The following is a 15,613-nucleotide window of genomic DNA, read 5'->3' on the forward strand; positions in this document are numbered from 1 at the left end:
TGACGGAAGAAGGACAACCCTTCGACGAGCTCAGGGCGAACGGAGACACGAGAACCATGCCGCTGACCATCGCCGTCCAGATGGACCCGATCGAGACCGTCAACATCGCCGGTGATTCGAGCTTTGCGCTGATGCTGTCGGCGCAGGCGCGCGGGCACAAAATCTACCACTATGACGTGCGCGACCTGAGCTATGCCGACGGGCGGTTGTGGACGAAGGCGCGGCCGGTGACGGTGCGGCGCGTGGCGGGCGACCATTATGATGCGGGCGAACCCGTCGATATCGACCTCGGCACCGATGTAGACGTCGTGCTGATGCGGCAGGACCCGCCCTTCGATCTCAGCTACATCACGGCCACGCACCTGCTGGAGCGCATCGCCGACAGGACGCTGGTCGTGAACGATCCCGCCAGCGTCCGGAACGCGCCCGAAAAGGTGTTCGTGCTCGACTTCGCACGCTTCATGCCGCCGACGCTGATCACCCGGTCGGTTTCCGAGGCACGCAAGTTCCTGGCGCAGCACGGATCAATCGTGGTGAAGCCGCTCCACGGCAATGGTGGCAAGGCGATCTTCAAGATCGACGAAGGGGGCCAGAACCTGTCTTCGCTGATCGAGGTGTTCAACACCGCCTATCGCGAACCGCACATGGTGCAGGCTTTCCTTCCCGAGATCGCCGAGGGCGACAAGCGCATCGTGCTGGTCGACGGCCAGATCGCAGGCGCGATCAACCGGCTTCCGGGCGAAGGCGAAATCCGCTCCAACCTCGCCACCGGCGGGTCGGCGGTGCAGACGGAGCTGACGACGCGCGAACGGGAAATCTGTGATGCGCTCGCCCCCGAATTGCGCAAGCGCGGCCTCCTGTTCGTCGGTATCGACGTGATCGGCGGCAAGTGGCTGACGGAGATCAACGTCACGTCGCCCACGGGCATCGTCGCCATCGACAAGTTCAACGGCACCGACACCGCGACGATGATCTGGGAAGCGATCGAACGCCGGCTGGCGGAGCGCGGCGAAGCCTGAGCGCGCCGGTCTGAACTTCCGCGTACCGACGCGCGTTGGCCGCCGCATGGGCGATTTCGTCATCAATATGATCGCGGCCGGCGGCTATTGGGGCATCGCGTTCCTAATGGCACTCGAAAATGTCGTGCCGCCGGTGCCGTCGGAACTGATCATGGGCCTGGGCGGCATCGCCGTCGCACGCGGCCACATGAACCTGCCGCTGCTGGTTGTCGCGGGCACATCCGGCACCGTGATCGGCAATTGTTTCTGGTATTGGGTCGGAAGGCGCATCGGTTACGAACGGCTGCGGCCGTTTGTCGATCGCTGGGGCCGATGGTTGACCGTCGAATGGGAAGAGGTCGAAAAGGTCCACCGCTTCTTCCGCAAGCATGGCGGATGGATGGTGTTCGTCTGCCGTTTCCTGCCGACTTTCCGCACCATGATCTCGTTACCTGCCGGGCTTTCCCGGATGCCGCTGTGGCGCTTTCTCGCGTGGACGACGGCGGGCAGCGCGATCTGGAACACGTTTCTGGCCGGCGCGGGCCTCTATCTGGGGCGCAATTTCACCGCGATCGACCGATTCATCGGCCCCGCCTCGATCGCGATGGTGGTTTTGGTGGTGCTCTGGTATCTCTACCGCGTGATGACCTGGCGTCCGACTGGTTCGCGGACCTGAAGGCCGGTGGCGGCGATTCAGGGCAACAACACCGTCGCACCTTCCGTATCGCTCGCCTCGATCGCGCGGTGCGCCTCGGCGGCATCGGCGAGCGCGAACGTCTGGCCGATGCGCGCGGAAACCGCACCCTTTTCGACCATCGCGAACAACCGATCGACCGCCGCCTGCTTGTCGGCAGGGCCCGGTACGTAATCGAACAAGATCGGCCGCGTCACGAACAGCGATCCCTTTTGCGCGATCACGCCCAGATTGACACCATCGACCTGCCCGCCCGCATTGCCGTAGCTGACGATCAGACCGCGCCGGGCGGCACTGTCGAGCGACGCCTGCCACGTTGCCTTGCCCACGCCGTCGAGCACCACCGGCACGCCGGCGCCGTTCGTGATCTCGCGCACGCGGGCGGCGATGTCCTCCTGATCGTGGCGGATCACATGATCGGCGCCGATGGCCTTTGCGGTCTCCGCCTTGCCCTTGCTACCGACGACGCCGATCACCGTCGCGCCGATCGCCTTGAGCCAGCCGACGAGGATGTGCCCGACGCCGCCCGCCGCGGCATAGACCAGCACCGTCTGCCCCTGCTCGACCCGGGCGCAGCGCTCGATCAGGAATTCGGCCGTACACCCCTTCAGCAGCAGCGCGGCCGCATCGCGATCGGCAATGCCGTCGGGCAGCTTCACCAGCTCCGCCGCCTTCACGTTGCGTTCGGTCGCATAGGCGCCGCGTGACGGGCCGAAGGTGCCGACCCGGTCGCCTTCCGCAAATCCGGTGACCCCCTCGCCCACGGCTTCGACCACGCCGGCCCCTTCGGACCCCAATATGGCGGGCAACTCGATCGAATAGAGGCCGGTACGGTGATAGGTATCGATATAGTTCAGCCCGACGGCGGTGGCGCGTATCCGGACCTCTCCCTCACCGGGTTTCGGAAGGTCTGTTTCCACCCATTCGATGACCTCCGGCCCGCCGGTCCTGGTGATGCGTGCGACATGCGCCATGCCCGCCCCTCCCTTACTGTGCCGGCTGGCCGTTGGACGCGCTGAGCCCGCCGTCGACCGGCAGGTTCACGCCGGTGACAAACCCGGCATCGTCGCTCGCCAGGAACGCCATGACCGCCGCGATGTCCTCCGGCTGGCCGATGCGCTGCATCGGGATTCGCTGCAGGAATGCCGCGATCGTTTCGTCTGTCTTCATGTCCTGGGTCATGCCGGTATCGGTGAAGGTCGGGCAGACCGCGTTCACCCGCACCCCGTCCCTGCCGTGGTCGAGCGCCATGGCGCGCACCATGTTCGATACCGCGCCCTTCGATGCGTTATAGGCGACCATGCCCCAGTCGCCGCCGAGGCCGGAGACGGACGAGGTCATGACGATCGAACCCTTCGCCTGTTTCAGGTGCGGCATCGCGGCCTTCGCCATGTGGAAATAGCCTGTGACGTTGACGTCGAGGACGCGCTGCCAGTCCTCCTCGGCCGTCTCGGTCACGTCGCCCTGGGCGAGCGTCCCGGCATTGTTGATCAGCACGTCGACGCCGCCGAAGCGGTCGACCGCTGCCTGCACCGCCTCTTCGGCCTGTTGCCTCTTGCCGGTATCGGTCTGCTTGATGAGGGTGCGCTCGCCGGGCAAATCCTTTGCCCCGCGGTCGAGCCCGTCCTTTTCGATGTCGACAAGGACGACATTCGCGCCCTCGGCGGAAAAGCGCCGGGCGGCCGCTGCACCCATGCCTGAACCCGCCCCCGTCACGATCACCGTCTTGCCGTCGAACCGCGCCATATGCTCACTCCATCGATTACCGGAAAGGTCCTTGTCGCCAACGAGCGGGCGGGTTTCGGGTTGCAACCCGCACGACAAGCGGGCCTGATCCGCAAAGGTAAGGCGCCGCGCCGGAGGTGGGCGGTCCCGGTCGGCCCGACGAGGTGGAACGCGGCTTCCACGTCAGACCGACGCTATTTTCCCATGTCACCGCCACCTGACGATCGCGCGCGATTCGGCTTGACTGGCTGCACGGTGAGGCTGCCAGCCGCTGCGGCCGAAAGCGGAAAGCCGGGTCCCCGACTGCGCAGGAGCCCGCCTCTCGCCCGCAACCCTCAGCCCGCTTCAGGCGCCGACCGGCTTCTCGTCGGTACGGCGGACCACGACCGTCGACGACCGCGGTTCTTGTCCATCAACCGGCCAGTTGCCGGTCGGATGCTGAATATTGATGAAGAAGTTCATCAGGTCCGGCGTATAGGCGATACCGGTGATTTCGCAGCCTTCGGGGCCGACCAGGAAACGCCTCGATTCGCCCGTATCGCGATCGATATGGAACATGGCGTTGTGACCGAAAACGTCCTCGATCGTCTCGCCTTCGACGCCCGAATTGCCCGGGATCGAGTGGTCGGTCTCGACCCAGAGCCGACCCTGGGGGTCAACGCGGATGCCGTCGGGGCTGGAAAAGGTGTCGCCTTCGATATTGCCCTCCAGATTGTCCTCGGGCGTGTCAAGCGACGGGTCGCCGGCGAGCAGCAGGATGTCCCAGGTAAAGCCGGTCGCAAGCGGCGAATCGCCTTCCTCCTTCCAGCGAATGATATGACCGTGCCGGTTCTCGACCCGCGGATTGGCGGCATCGGTGATCTCGCGTCCCGAATTGTTGGTGAGCGTGACGAACACCGTCTTGTCCGGCGCGACCGAAATCCATTCCGGCCGGTCCATCACCGTGCCCCCCGCAACACGCGCGGCGGACTGGGCGTTGATCAGCACGGCCGCCTGGTTGGGAAAGTCGACCGTGGTCGGCTGCGTGTCGCCTTGCGACGTGTTGCCGGGGTCGGTCGCGCCCATGACGAGGCCGTTCTTGCCGCGCGACAGTTCAAGCCAGTCGCCCGAGCCGTCGCCGTTGAAGCGCGCGACATAGAGCGTGCCGTAATCGAGCAGGTCGATATTGGCGCTGCGGTTGTCGGACTCGAATGCGCGGCCGGGAATGAACTTGTAGATGCAGCCCGGCGTGGTGTCGTCGCCCATATAGAAGGCCACGCGATTGTCGGCATCTGTCATATAGGCGACATTCTCGTGGTTGAACCGGCCCATTGCGGTGCGCTTGGTCGGTTCGGCGAGTTCGCCATAGGGATCGATCTCGACAACCCAGCCATAGCCTTCCTCGGGCTGGGTGGGATCGAGATAATTGTCCATCGTCTCTTCGCAGGTCAGATATGTGCCCCAGGGCGTCGGACCGCTCGAGCAGTTGTTGAGCGTACCCTTGACGGTCGAGCCTACCAGCCCGCCGGCCGGTCCGCCGACCCGGTATACCGTGTTGCCGGTATAGCGCTTGTTGTAGGTCGAATCGGTCTTGACCGACCAGCTTCCGTCATCGGCCTTGGCCACCTCGATCACCGAAACGCCGACTGCTGACAGCGCGATCTTCTTCTGCTCGTCGGTCGCCGTCTGCGGATCGGGCCGACCGCCTTCGAACAGGATGTTGAAGTCCGGCAACTCGTGGTTGATCGCCAGCAGCCCGCCGGTATTCGGGTCGACGCCCTCGATCTCGTAATAATGCATGCCGTCATGGTTGCCGCCGGCCTGAAGCTCGGTCTTGTCGGACGACTGGAAGTTCCCCGAATAGCCCGGCGCGCCCGCGATCACCGGATCGCCCGCCTTGAAGATCGTCTCGGCCGTGTACTCCGCCGGCACGGTGACGTCGTCCTCCTGGTTCGCGGCGACCGCCTCGAACGTGACCTCGTAGCTGGTGGGCGTCGGAGTGGGCGAAGGCGTCGGCGACGGTTCGGGCGTAGGCATCTGCACGTCGCCGTCATTGTCGTCGCAGGCGGCCAGCGGGCCGAGCGCAGGCAATGCCGACAGCATCAGCCCCCGGCGGAGAATGGTACGCCGGTCCGGATTTTCCGCAATGATGTCCTCCAGCGTGGGAGCATCGATGCTCGTGATCCGGTTCGCCGAACGATAGGCTGCGCGCGCGTCATCGGTAAGATAGGACATTGTCTCCCCCTCGGATCCGTGGCGCCCGGCAAGCACCCGGGCTGCGATTCGCGACGCTACGGCGCTCGGATAACGGTTTGGTGGCTGTTCGATGACACTCGTCGAACAATCCGAGGACTCTTTCGTGACGACGGCTCAGGCAATCGGCCACCACCACAGGATCAGCGGCGTGCCGACGACCAGCACCAGCAGCGACAATGGCGCGCCCAGCCGCGCATAGTCGCCGAACCGGTATCCGCCCGGCCCCATTACCAGCGTATTGCACTGATGCCCGATGGGGGTGAGGAAGTCGCAGCCCGCGCCCACGGCGGTCGCCATCAAAAAGGGTTCGGGCCGATAGCCCAGTCCGCTGGCGAATGTCGCGGCGATCGGCGCCATGACCAGCACCGTCGCGGCGTTGTTGAGGAATGGCGTCACCGCCATCGCCGCCGCCAGGATCAGCGCCACCGCGCCCCACGGTGGAAGCGTGGCGGCGAAATCGGACAGCCCGGTGCCGATCACCTTGCTGGCGCCAGTGGTGCGCAGCGTGTCGCTCACGGGGATCAGCGCGCCCAGCATGATCAGGATTGGCCATTCGACATGCGTATATGCTTCGCGCACCGGCAGGGCGCCGGTCAGCATCACCAGCCCGGCGGCGGCGAAGAAGGCCACCGCCACCGGCACATATCCGGTCGCCGTCGCCGCCATCGCCACCGCGAGAATAGCGATCGGAAGCAACCCGCGCCGCGCATTGCCCAGCCGCAACTGCCGCTCCGCCAGCGGCAGGCAGCCGAGATCGCCGAGCCGCTCGGGCAACCGGTCGAGCGCGCCCTGCAGAACGATCACATCGCCGGCGCGAAGCTCGATATTGCCGAGCCGCCGCACGAGCCGCTCGCCCTCGCGCGACACCGCGATCAGGTTCACGCCGAACCGTTCGCGCAGCAGCATACGCCCCGCCGTTCGCCCGACCAGCGGCGATTCCGCCTGGATCACCGCCTCGATCACACCGACCTCGGACTTCTCGCCGCCTTCCGCCGCTTCGCTGTCCTGCCCGACCAGGGCAAGCGCGTCGCTCGCGATCACGCGTTCCAGGCTGTCCGGTGCGCCGCCCAGGATCAACGTGTCGCCCTGGCGGATCGTCGTGTCGGGAAAGAACGTGCTGCGGATGCCGGCGCGCAGCACCGCCGTTACCGTCACCTCGTTGTCGTGGCGTTCGGCGAAGGCGGAGAGGGTCTCGTCGATCGCCTTGCTGTCCTCGGGCACCTCCACCTCGGTGACGTATTTCTTGACGTCGAGCACCTCGCCCATGGTGGGCGCCCCGCGCCGGTCGCGCGGCAGCAGGCGGTAGCCGAAGCGCAGGAAAATCAGACCCACCACCGTCAGGCCGAGACCGACGGGCAGATAGTCGAACATGCGGAACGGCTCACCCACCATTTCCGCGCGGACGCGGCTGACGATGATGTTGGGCGAAGTGCCGACCAGCGTCATCAGCCCACCCAGCAGCGAGGCGAAGGCCATCGGCATGAGAAAGCCCGAGGGCGAGGCATTGGACTTCTTCGCCATCTGAAAGGCGATCGGCATCATCATCGCCAGCGCGCCGATATTCTTGACGAGCGCGGAAGCGAAGCCGACCGAACCGCAGAGCAGCATCAGTTGCGAGCGGAACCGGGTCACCCGGTGCTGAAGCAGCAGCATCATGCGCTCGATCACGCCCGACCGCTGGACCGCGCCGCTGATCACGAGGGCGGACCCGACGATGATGACGATGTCGTCGGAAAAGCCCCGGAACGCGTCTTCCGGCTCGACCAGCCCGATCGCAAGGCCCGCGAGTAGCGCCGCGACCGCCACCATGTCATAGCGCCAGCGGCCCCAGATGAAGAGGCCCATCATCGCCGTGAGCAGCAGAACCGATAAAATCTGGGAAAATGTCATCCGCCCTCGCGCGAAACCGGTGTGCGCCAAACTCTCCAGACGCTCCCCGGCTCCCGCGCCGGGATCAATAATCCTTCGAGACGCGGACGTTCACGCTTTGCCGTCCGATGGTCGACACGCTCGACAGCAGCGACAGCCAGCGCGTGATCTGGAACTCCGCCCGCGTCGCCGAATATCCCTGCCCGTCCGATATGATTTCGACATAGGTGTTGCGCGTGATGTACTTGCCGGCCGCGATCGACGTCGATTGGCCGGTCTGCGGATCGGCGGGAAGGATGCGCAGCCGGTCGAGCCCGGCCGCGCGGCGAACGGCATTGATCGGATCGAGCCCGCCACCGCCTTCCTGCAAGGCCGCGACGGCGGATGCGAGCTGCAACGCCTCCGGCGCCGAAAGGTCGGTGATCGATGTTCCGAACAGCAGGCGCGACAGGAGTTCGTCCTCGGGCAGGGCCGGCGTGCTGGAAAAGCCGATTTCCGGCTGGGCCGCGGTTCCGGTCACGCGGATCGTCGCCGACAGGCCCTGCGTGTCCGCATTGGCCTCGATGTCCAGTGCCGGATTGGGCGGCTGCGCGCCCTCGAACCGGATGGCGCCGCGTTCGAGGTCGAAGGTGCGCCCGGCGAATTCGTAATCGCCGCGGATCAGGTCGAGCCGACCCCGGATGCGGGGGTCGGTGGGCTGACCGCCGATACGCAGGTCGGCCGACCACTCGCTCGACAGCCCCAGGCCCGTGACCACCATCTTGTTATCGGCCTTCGCCCGCAGATCGAGCGTCCAGGGCGCCGCCGGTTCCTCCTCCGCCTCGCCGCCGAAGGGCAGGTTGATTTCCCGCGTGTCGATCTGCGGCACTTCGGTCGCGGCGGTCGCCTGGCCCAGGCGATAGCGACTGCTGTCGAGCGTGACATCGCCGGAGATCGTACCGCCGCTGCCGTCCGACCGGATCGCGATCGGCCCGGAAACGACGGCGGCGATGTCATCGCGCGCAATCAGCCGCGCTTTCGTCGCCTGCAGTTTCAGATCGATGCCGATGCCGCTGCCGAACGAGAAGTCGAAGGCGCCCGAGCCGCTCACGCTGCCGTCGCGCCCGTCCGAGGCGGTGAAGGAGTCGATCACGAGGCGCGATCCGTTGAACCGGCCGCGTCCCTTCACCTGTTCCAGATTGGTGCCGATCGCCGCGCTCTGAATACGCGCATCACTGGTCTGCAGCGAGCCGCGGATACGAGGATCGTTGAGCGTCCCTCCGACGTCCGCGCCAATCGCCACCGGCCCCGACAGATCGAACAGTTCCACGCCGGTCAGCCGCCACAACGTGTCGGCCGGCCCGTCATAGCGGATCTGCGCAAAGAGCGGCGCCCCCGCCAACCGGTCGACGAAATCACCGGCGCTGAGGGGGGCGAGCCGCGCCTGGGCCCGACCGATGGTCTTGCCTTCGCTGGCGGCGACGGCGCGCATGACGGCCTTGTCCGGCTGCAATATAGCGGCGAGACCGACATCCACCGGCTTCGAGGACAGCACCAGGCCGGACCGCGTGAGTCCGCGAATCTTCATGTCGATCCGACCGGTCGGCGCGCCGCCGTCGGCCCCAGCGGCATAGTGCAGGGCCCCCGATGCCGTGCCGCCGAGGCCGAGTTCGGGAAAGGCGATGTCCAGCACCGTCATCGGCATGCCGTCGACCTGTGCCTCCAGGCGCGTGCCGGCGCTGCCGAACATACCGGATATGCTGGCACTGCCGCCGGAGAAGGTGAGCGTCGTCGGCTCCAGTCGCCAGCCGTCGCCGCTGCGCGAGAGAACGGCCGGGCTGTCCAGCCGGATCGGCTTCTTGTCGAGCGTGCCCTCGGCGCGGACGCGATAGCGGCCGTCGGCAATCGTCGTTACGGTGTCGAGATCGAACATGCGCCCGCGCGATCCGGCGAACGACGCGCGCACCTCGCCCTCGCCACCGCGCAATCTGGCCGACCCGTTCAGCCGCGCGATCGACAGCGCGCCGCGTTGCAATCCCTGGAGCGATGCGGTTGCCTCCAGCGACGTCCCGGCGGGGGCCAGGAGCGCCGCGAACTCGAGATGCCCTCGCGCGACCCGCATACCCGGCCCGAGCGCTGCGCGGCGCGCATTGATCGTGCCGGAGATCCGCTGGATATCGCCGACCGGCTGAAGGGCGAGCTGCCCCGACAAACCGCCACCCGACAGATCGAGCTGCCCCGAGAAGCCGCCCTCGACAATGTCGAGCGCGCCGGTCGCATGGGTCTGGGTGACATCCAGGCCGGCGACCACGATTCTGGCGGTGTCACCGCGCGGCAACAGGATCGCCCCGTTCGCGGTGAACGGACCGAGTCTCGACCGGCCCTGCGCGCGATAGGCGAAACCCGCATCCGTGGGGTCGAGATGCGCGACCACGTCGCGCAAGCCCAGGGCATCGTTGGGTGCGGCGAATTCCAGGTCCAGCGTCGGATGATCGATCTTGCCGTCCAGCACGATCGTCAGCGGTCCGTAATCGGTCTGCGTGCCGCGCCCCTCGAAATGGAAGGTGCCATCCCGACGGCGATAGCCGGTTCCCGTCAGGGTCAGCCCCGGTGACGTCAGCTTCAGGTTCTTGAAGTGCAACACCATGTCGGGTCCGCGTTCGAGATCGGACTCGATATGCGGCAGCCCATTGGTCAGCGAGCGGAAGAAGGCATTGTCGAGCCGCACCATCTGCGCGCTGCCATGGCCGGCCACGCGGGAGCCGTGGCCGCCGGCGCCCGGCACGACGTTCAGCTTCGATTCGACGTCGACGATGCCGAGACCCGGAATCTCGTATCGGCGCAGACCGCCGGAAAAGCCGACGACATAGTGGCCCGTATGGAGGTCGAGGCGCAGCGTGATCTGGGCGTTCAGCTTGTCGGAGCGCACCTTCAGATCGTCGCCGGTAATCGCATCCGCCGTCACGCGAAGCGCGCCGGAAACGGTAAGGTCGTGCAGGATTCCGCCGGCGACGTCGCCCACACCCGTTACGCGCCCGGCATGGACGGTGATCGGCACGGTCACCGGCGCTTCCGACAGATGGCCCTTGCCGCTGGCGCGTACTTCCTCGAACCCGGTATCGTCTATGGCGAAACGGTCCGCGACCAGGCGATAGTCGAACGCGGCGGTCGCGAACCCTCCGTCGAGAATCGCCCGCAGTTCGATATTGCGCCCGGTCATGTTGGGAAAGAGCGCCGGCGGTCGCAGCAGGCTCGCCCGCAATCTGACGTCGCGATACGCCCGTCCGCCGAGATCGACCGCCCCGGTCGCCTGCACGTCCAGCGCGCGCGATCGCAGCGCGATATTGCCGTCGAGCACGCGGTTCCGGAGCGTTGCGGCTCCGGTCACACGTATTTGCGGAGCACTCAGCCGCTGCAGCTTTCCATGGGTCAGCGATGCCGGAGCGACGATGCCGGCGAGCGTGTACTGCCCTTCCCGATTGCCGAGCCTCATATCGACGATCGTGGTGTCGCCGGCGCTGGCGAAAGCGCGGCCGGACCAATCGCTCCAGCGGCCATCGCCCGTTACCGCCAGGCGCAACGGCCGGGCAACACTCGTCAGCTTCGCCAGCAGACCATCCGCCGACCCGCGCGCCATCACATCGAGATCGAACCGGTCGCGATCGGGATCCGCGTCCAGGAATAGGGCGACCCGGTCGCTGCCCGCAACCTCGGCGCGCAGCAGCACCAGCGCCCGGCCGGAGCGCACATCCGCCTTCGCGCGCAACTGCCCGTGTCGTTCCACGCCGGTAATGCGCTTCGCAATCGTCAGATCGTCGATCCGCAAGGCGTCGATGCGGATGTCGAAACCAGGCAGGATCGGCCCCTTCTTCTTCGTCTCGCGCAGTTCGGGAAGTTTGGCCAGCGTCGCGTGCGGCACGATCAGGCTGCGGATGTCGAGGCGGTTGGAAACCCAGGACAGCGGCCGCCAGTTCAACGCCACGCGCGGCGCGGCGAAGACGAGCCCTTCCGGGTCGTAGATACGCACGTCGCGCAGGCGCGCCTCGGAATATAGCGAGCCGTCGATCCGGCCGATGCGAAAGCGCAGGCCGCTCGGCGTCTCGATCCCGGCGATACGATCGGTGACGAAGCGGTGGCCGATATCGGTGTCCAGCACCGCCATCACCGCCGCCAGCAGGCCGAGGACGAGGAACAACCCGCCGGCGATCCGCCGCGGCCAGCGCCAGCGCGGCGCACGTTCGAGCGGGGCGTCGTCGGGCGCCTCGATATCTCGCTCTTCCGTCAAAAGGCCTGGCCCAGCGATACATAGACGGCGATGCTGCGATCTCCGGGCTGCGGATTGAGCGGCGTGCCGACATCGACGCGGATCGGCCCGAAGCTGGAATAATAGCGCACGCCCAGCCCCGCGCCGTAGCGGAAGCCGGAGAATTTTGGCAAGGGCGAGGTATAGATGTTACCGGCGTCGAAGAACGGCACCACGCCGAAATTGCCGAACGCCTTGATCCGGGCCTCGATCGAGAATTCGGTCAGGCTGCGCCCGCCGATCGGATCGTTATTGGGGTCGCGCGGCCCGATATCCTGATAGCCATAGCCGCGCACCGATGCCCCGCCACCGGCATAGAAGCGCCGCGAGGGCGCCACGGCATCGCGTGGCGCGCCGAAGATCGTGCCCAGCCGGATTCGCTCCGCCAGCACCACGTCGTCGCTCAGCGGCTGATAGGCGCTGCCGTCGAGCTGAAACCTGCTATAGCCGAAGACATCACCGCTGAGCGACAGTTCGGGCGACAGCCGCGCGCCGAGGCGGAAACCGCGCGTCGGGTTCAACAGGTCATCCGACCCGTCATAGTTTAGGCTGGTCGGCAGTGCCGCGATGAAATAGGTCCGCCGTCGCGGCTCGCCCGTCGTGACGATCACGTCGCGTTCGTCCGATGCCAGCAATTCGGCCCCCAGCGACCACGTCCAGGCTTTTTGAAAGAAGATGTTGGTCTGCCGTTCCAGCGAGGCGCCGAGCTGAAAGGTGTTGGCCTCATAGGCGTCCCGCTCGACATGGGCGGCGGATATCTGGCCGGTCAGCACACGGTCACGAGCCTGGAAGTTGTTGCGGCGAAAGACGACGCTGCCGACCTGTTCGCGCGTGCCGAGCACGCCGCGGATGGTGAGCGCGCCTTCGGGCTTGAACAGGTTGCGGTGGGTCCAGCTCGCCTCCGCCCGTGCGCCCTCACCGGTGCCGTAGCCGATTTCGCCGGCGATCGTGCGCGGCGGTGCCGGCGTCATCGCAACCCGCAAGTCGACGGTGTCCGGCGTCTCGCCCTCCACCGGACGGACGCGTACCGAGGACACCAGCCCCGTCTGCACGATCGCGCGGCGCAGATCGTCGACCTCGGCCGCGTCATAAGGCTGACCGGGTGCGAAGCGCGCGATCTCCTGCACATGGCCGGCGCCGAATACCCGCGTGTCGGGCGTGATGATGCGACCGAAACGGCGATCGCCGCCGGGATCGACATTGACGGTCAGCACCCCGGTCCTGGTCGCATGGTCGATCGTCAGCTTCGGTTCGTCCACCTCGGCAAAGGGAAAACCAAGATCGCCGATGCGCTCGCGCAGCGCAGCCTCCCCGGCGGCGATCCTGTCGGCATCGACCGGATCGCCCCGTGACACCGCGAATGCGTCGCGCAGGGCATCCGCCTTCGCGCCCGCCCGGTCGAGCCCGTCCAGTCGCACGTCGGCGAAGGTGTAGCGCGTGCCCGGCACGGCATCGAGCGTGACGAGAAGGCTGCCGCCTTCCCGCGCCACGCGCGTCGCCACGCGCGCATCGTAATATCCCCGCGCTTTCAGCAACGTGACGAGCAGGTCGGAGTCTTCCTTCGCCCGGCGGTCGATCTGGGCGAGATTGGCCGGATCATCCCGGTTCGCCTCCAGCGTCGACAATTCCCTGAAGCGCTGCTGCAACAGGCTGTCCTCGAGATCGTCGACGCCGGCGATGCGGTATCGGTAGCCGACTTCCGCCGCGATGTCGCTCTGCGTCACTTGCGCCGGCCCGTCCGCGGGCGCCTGTGAGAGATCGGGCCAGTCGACGCCCAGATCGGGTAGCGGTGCCAGCGGCGAGGCCGGATCGGGCACGTCGACGCCGGGCGCGGGGGTCGGGCGATCCGGCGCGCCGGACGGGGGCGCGGTCTCCTGCGCACGTGCGGTCGGCGCCAACAAGAAAGCGAAAAGGCCGGCGCCGGCAATCCGGGTACACCGGCCGAGGGGACGGGACATGGCGTCGTTTTAGGCGCTGAAGGCCGAACCCACAATCACTTCCCGTCCGCCGCGCGGCTGGGAATCAATGCACCGTGCCGATGGAGCGATCGATCGCCAGCATCAGGATCAATCGCTCGATCTGGCGCCAGCGGCAAAAATGCACGTGGTTGCCGAGATCGCGGCTGCGATCGGCACGGGCCGACGCCTCGAACCCCGCACCGTCGCCATATTCGGCGATCAGCGCATGAGCGCAATCGACATCGGCGATGCTGGCGATATAGGGCGGATGGGGAACGGGGGTGTCGAACATGCGCGGCGGGTTCACAAGAGCCATGCCAGATCACGGCATTGAGCGAGCATTGCCGGGACATGAAGGTAAACGCACGCACGCGACCCGGCGAAACCGTGTGCCACATGCACCGAAACGGGACGGTGGCGTCCCGCAGCGGGACATGGCAAGGAGTTCGCATGACCGACCGAAGCCCCAAAACGCCGATCGCCGGCGGCGCGTTGATGACCCTGTGCATCCTGTGCGGCTTCGCCCTCGGCATCGCCACGGGCGAGATCACGATCGGCGTGTTGCTGGGCCTCGCCGCGGGCGTCGGCGCACTGATCGGCGTCGAAATCTTTCAGCGCATCCGCCGCTGAACCTCACCCCGGCACGCGGCCGAGCCACGCCACCCGTCCGATTACCGCAAGCGATTCGCGCGGCACCCCTTGTGTCGCGAAATCGGGATTGTCGCTCGCGACGACCATCCGCTCGCCATCGGGGCGCAGCCGCTTCACCCGCAGGCCGTCGCCATCGCGGATCACGAACAGGCCACCGGAATCGGGAACGGTGCGCTGCGCCGTATCCACCAATATTTCGTCGCCGTCGCATAGCGTGGGCGCCATGGAGTCGCCGATCACGCGAATGATCGACGCCGCATCGTCGCGAACGCCGATCGAGCGCAGCAAATCGGCATCGAATCGGCGGTAGCGCCGCCGGTCCTCCTGCGCCAGCAACCCGCCCGCCCCCGCCGTGGCGGCGACATCCAGGACCGGCACGCGCTGCAGCGGCTCCGGTGCGGGCGATCCGCCGAGACAGGATTCGGGTACGCCGAAATAGCGCGCCAGATCCCCGCGTTCCCGTTCCGGCAGCCGGCGCGGCGATCCGCGCTTCACAAATTGCTGCAGATACGCCGCGTTGCGACCCAGCAGGCGCGAAAGGCCAGCATAGCTTTCCCCCCGCTCGCGAATGAGGGTCTCCAGAACCCGGCGAGGGTCATCGTCCGGCATGCTGTGCTTCTACGCGTAGGATTTTTCCTAGACAAGTAGGAAATGTCGGAACAGAACAAGAACATCTTGGTGAGAATCGGGAGTTCGAGGAGCGATGGCAGTATTATGGAAAATCGAACGGTATCTGCGCCGAAACGACATTTCCGCGACCAAGTTTGGCCGGTTGGCGATCGGCGATCCACGCCTGGTCAGCGACCTGCGCAGGGGGCGCGAACCACGGCCGGCCACGGTCGAGCGCGTCGAGGCATTCATGGCCTCGCATGCGGAGGCGCCGCGATGAGCCGGGGGCCGGACGCATCGACGCTGTTGCAGCGGAGCCTCCTGCGCTCCGCGCAAGGCAAGGGACTGTCGGTCGGGATCATGGTCGCCGACGAGACGCAATGGGCGAGCGCGACCTTCACCGGTGCGCGACACACGATCTGGCTTCGCGCACCGGATGACGAAAGCGTGGAATCATGGCTGGCGGCGCTGCCTGACGCCGAATTGCCGGTCCGCGGGCATCTGGTGGCGGACCTGGTATTGATCGGCCGACGCAGTTGCGCCGGGGAAATCGTGGCGGGGATCGAGGCGCTGACGGTGGAGGACCGCTGAA

At 66.7% G+C, this 15,613-nt stretch carries 12 protein-coding genes; 4 read left to right on the forward strand and 8 right to left on the reverse strand.

Going from position 1 to position 15,613, the window contains the following annotated elements; genetic code table 11:
- The first annotated feature begins 56 nt into the window (after positions 1-56).
- Both gshB and RPR59_RS12655 read left to right on the forward strand, forming a co-directional pair.
- Positions 57-1,019: a glutathione synthase gene (gene gshB, locus RPR59_RS12650; RefSeq protein WP_313914596.1), complete on the forward strand. Its 963-nt coding sequence runs from the start codon at positions 57-59 to the stop codon at positions 1,017-1,019.
- A 46-nt stretch (positions 1,020-1,065) separates the two neighbouring features.
- Positions 1,066-1,674, forward strand: coding sequence for a DedA family protein (locus tag RPR59_RS12655; RefSeq protein ID WP_313914598.1), 609 nt, complete (start codon positions 1,066-1,068; stop codon positions 1,672-1,674).
- A gap of 17 nt (positions 1,675-1,691) precedes the next feature.
- On the opposite strand, the gene RPR59_RS12660 is transcribed toward RPR59_RS12655, so the two are convergent.
- The 7 genes from RPR59_RS12660 to RPR59_RS12690 form a co-directional block, all read right to left on the reverse strand.
- Positions 1,692-2,666, reverse strand: coding sequence for a quinone oxidoreductase family protein (locus RPR59_RS12660; protein ID WP_313914600.1), 975 nt, complete (start codon positions 2,664-2,666; stop codon positions 1,692-1,694).
- Positions 2,667-2,679: 13 nt separating this feature from the next.
- Positions 2,680-3,438 (reverse strand): meso-2,3-butanediol dehydrogenase, encoded by a 759-nt coding sequence (gene budC, locus RPR59_RS12665; protein WP_313914602.1) that lies wholly within the window; start codon positions 3,436-3,438, stop codon positions 2,680-2,682.
- A gap of 324 nt (positions 3,439-3,762) precedes the next feature.
- Complete coding sequence (locus RPR59_RS12670; RefSeq protein WP_313914603.1) at positions 3,763-5,631, reverse strand: PhoX family protein; 1,869 nt, start codon at positions 5,629-5,631, stop codon at positions 3,763-3,765.
- Positions 5,632-5,766: 135 nt separating this feature from the next.
- The gene (locus RPR59_RS12675; RefSeq protein WP_313914605.1) at positions 5,767-7,542 is read right to left on the reverse strand and encodes an SLC13 family permease; all 1,776 of its coding nucleotides are present in this window, start codon (positions 7,540-7,542) and stop codon (positions 5,767-5,769) included.
- A 64-nt stretch (positions 7,543-7,606) separates the two neighbouring features.
- Positions 7,607-11,785 (reverse strand): translocation/assembly module TamB domain-containing protein, encoded by a 4,179-nt coding sequence (locus RPR59_RS12680; RefSeq protein WP_313914606.1) that lies wholly within the window; start codon positions 11,783-11,785, stop codon positions 7,607-7,609.
- Complete coding sequence (locus RPR59_RS12685; protein WP_313914607.1) at positions 11,782-13,761, reverse strand: BamA/TamA family outer membrane protein; 1,980 nt, start codon at positions 13,759-13,761, stop codon at positions 11,782-11,784. The genes RPR59_RS12680 and RPR59_RS12685 overlap by 4 nt, the downstream gene beginning before the upstream one ends.
- Positions 13,762-13,825: 64 nt before the next feature.
- Positions 13,826-14,077 carry a hypothetical protein gene (locus RPR59_RS12690; protein WP_313914608.1) on the reverse strand — a complete coding sequence of 84 codons (252 nt, stop codon included), beginning with the start codon at positions 14,075-14,077 and terminating at the stop codon, positions 13,826-13,828.
- 134 nt (positions 14,078-14,211) lie between these two features.
- Between RPR59_RS12690 and RPR59_RS12695 the strand changes: the two genes are divergently transcribed.
- Positions 14,212-14,391, forward strand: a complete 180-nt coding sequence (locus tag RPR59_RS12695; protein ID WP_313914610.1) for a hypothetical protein — start codon at positions 14,212-14,214, stop codon at positions 14,389-14,391.
- 3 nt (positions 14,392-14,394) lie between these two features.
- Here the strand turns inward: RPR59_RS12695 and RPR59_RS12700 are convergent, their stop codons facing one another.
- Positions 14,395-15,021 (reverse strand): S24 family peptidase, encoded by a 627-nt coding sequence (locus RPR59_RS12700; RefSeq protein WP_313914612.1) that lies wholly within the window; start codon positions 15,019-15,021, stop codon positions 14,395-14,397.
- A gap of 276 nt (positions 15,022-15,297) precedes the next feature.
- Here RPR59_RS12700 and RPR59_RS12705 point away from each other — a divergent pair, with 276 nt between their 5' ends.
- Positions 15,298-15,612: a hypothetical protein gene (locus RPR59_RS12705; protein WP_313914614.1), complete on the forward strand. Its 315-nt coding sequence runs from the start codon at positions 15,298-15,300 to the stop codon at positions 15,610-15,612.
- Position 15,613 lies beyond the last annotated feature (1 nt).

The organism is Stakelama saccharophila, from assembly GCF_032229225.1.
Lineage (GTDB): Bacteria > Pseudomonadota > Alphaproteobacteria > Sphingomonadales > Sphingomonadaceae > Sphingomonas > Sphingomonas saccharophila.

Bases quoted from the DNA above. Each gene is read 5' to 3' on its own strand.
- gshB (WP_313914596.1), top strand. From the start codon at position 57: ATGCCGCTGACCATCGCCGTCCAGATGGACCCGATCGAGACCGTCAAC.
- RPR59_RS12655 (WP_313914598.1), top strand. From the start codon at position 1,066: ATGGGCGATTTCGTCATCAATATGATCGCGGCCGGCGGCTATTGGGGC.
- RPR59_RS12660 (WP_313914600.1), bottom strand. From the start codon at position 2,666: ATGGCGCATGTCGCACGCATCACCAGGACCGGCGGGCCGGAGGTCATC.
- budC (WP_313914602.1), bottom strand. From the start codon at position 3,438: ATGGCGCGGTTCGACGGCAAGACGGTGATCGTGACGGGGGCGGGTTCA.
- RPR59_RS12670 (WP_313914603.1), bottom strand. From the start codon at position 5,631: ATGTCCTATCTTACCGATGACGCGCGCGCAGCCTATCGTTCGGCGAAC.
- RPR59_RS12675 (WP_313914605.1), bottom strand. From the start codon at position 7,542: ATGACATTTTCCCAGATTTTATCGGTTCTGCTGCTCACGGCGATGATG.
- RPR59_RS12685 (WP_313914607.1), bottom strand. From the start codon at position 13,761: ATGTCCCGTCCCCTCGGCCGGTGTACCCGGATTGCCGGCGCCGGCCTT.
- RPR59_RS12690 (WP_313914608.1), bottom strand. From the start codon at position 14,077: ATGGCTCTTGTGAACCCGCCGCGCATGTTCGACACCCCCGTTCCCCAT.
- RPR59_RS12695 (WP_313914610.1), top strand. From the start codon at position 14,212: ATGACCGACCGAAGCCCCAAAACGCCGATCGCCGGCGGCGCGTTGATG.
- RPR59_RS12700 (WP_313914612.1), bottom strand. From the start codon at position 15,021: ATGCCGGACGATGACCCTCGCCGGGTTCTGGAGACCCTCATTCGCGAG.
- RPR59_RS12705 (WP_313914614.1), top strand. From the start codon at position 15,298: ATGAGCCGGGGGCCGGACGCATCGACGCTGTTGCAGCGGAGCCTCCTG.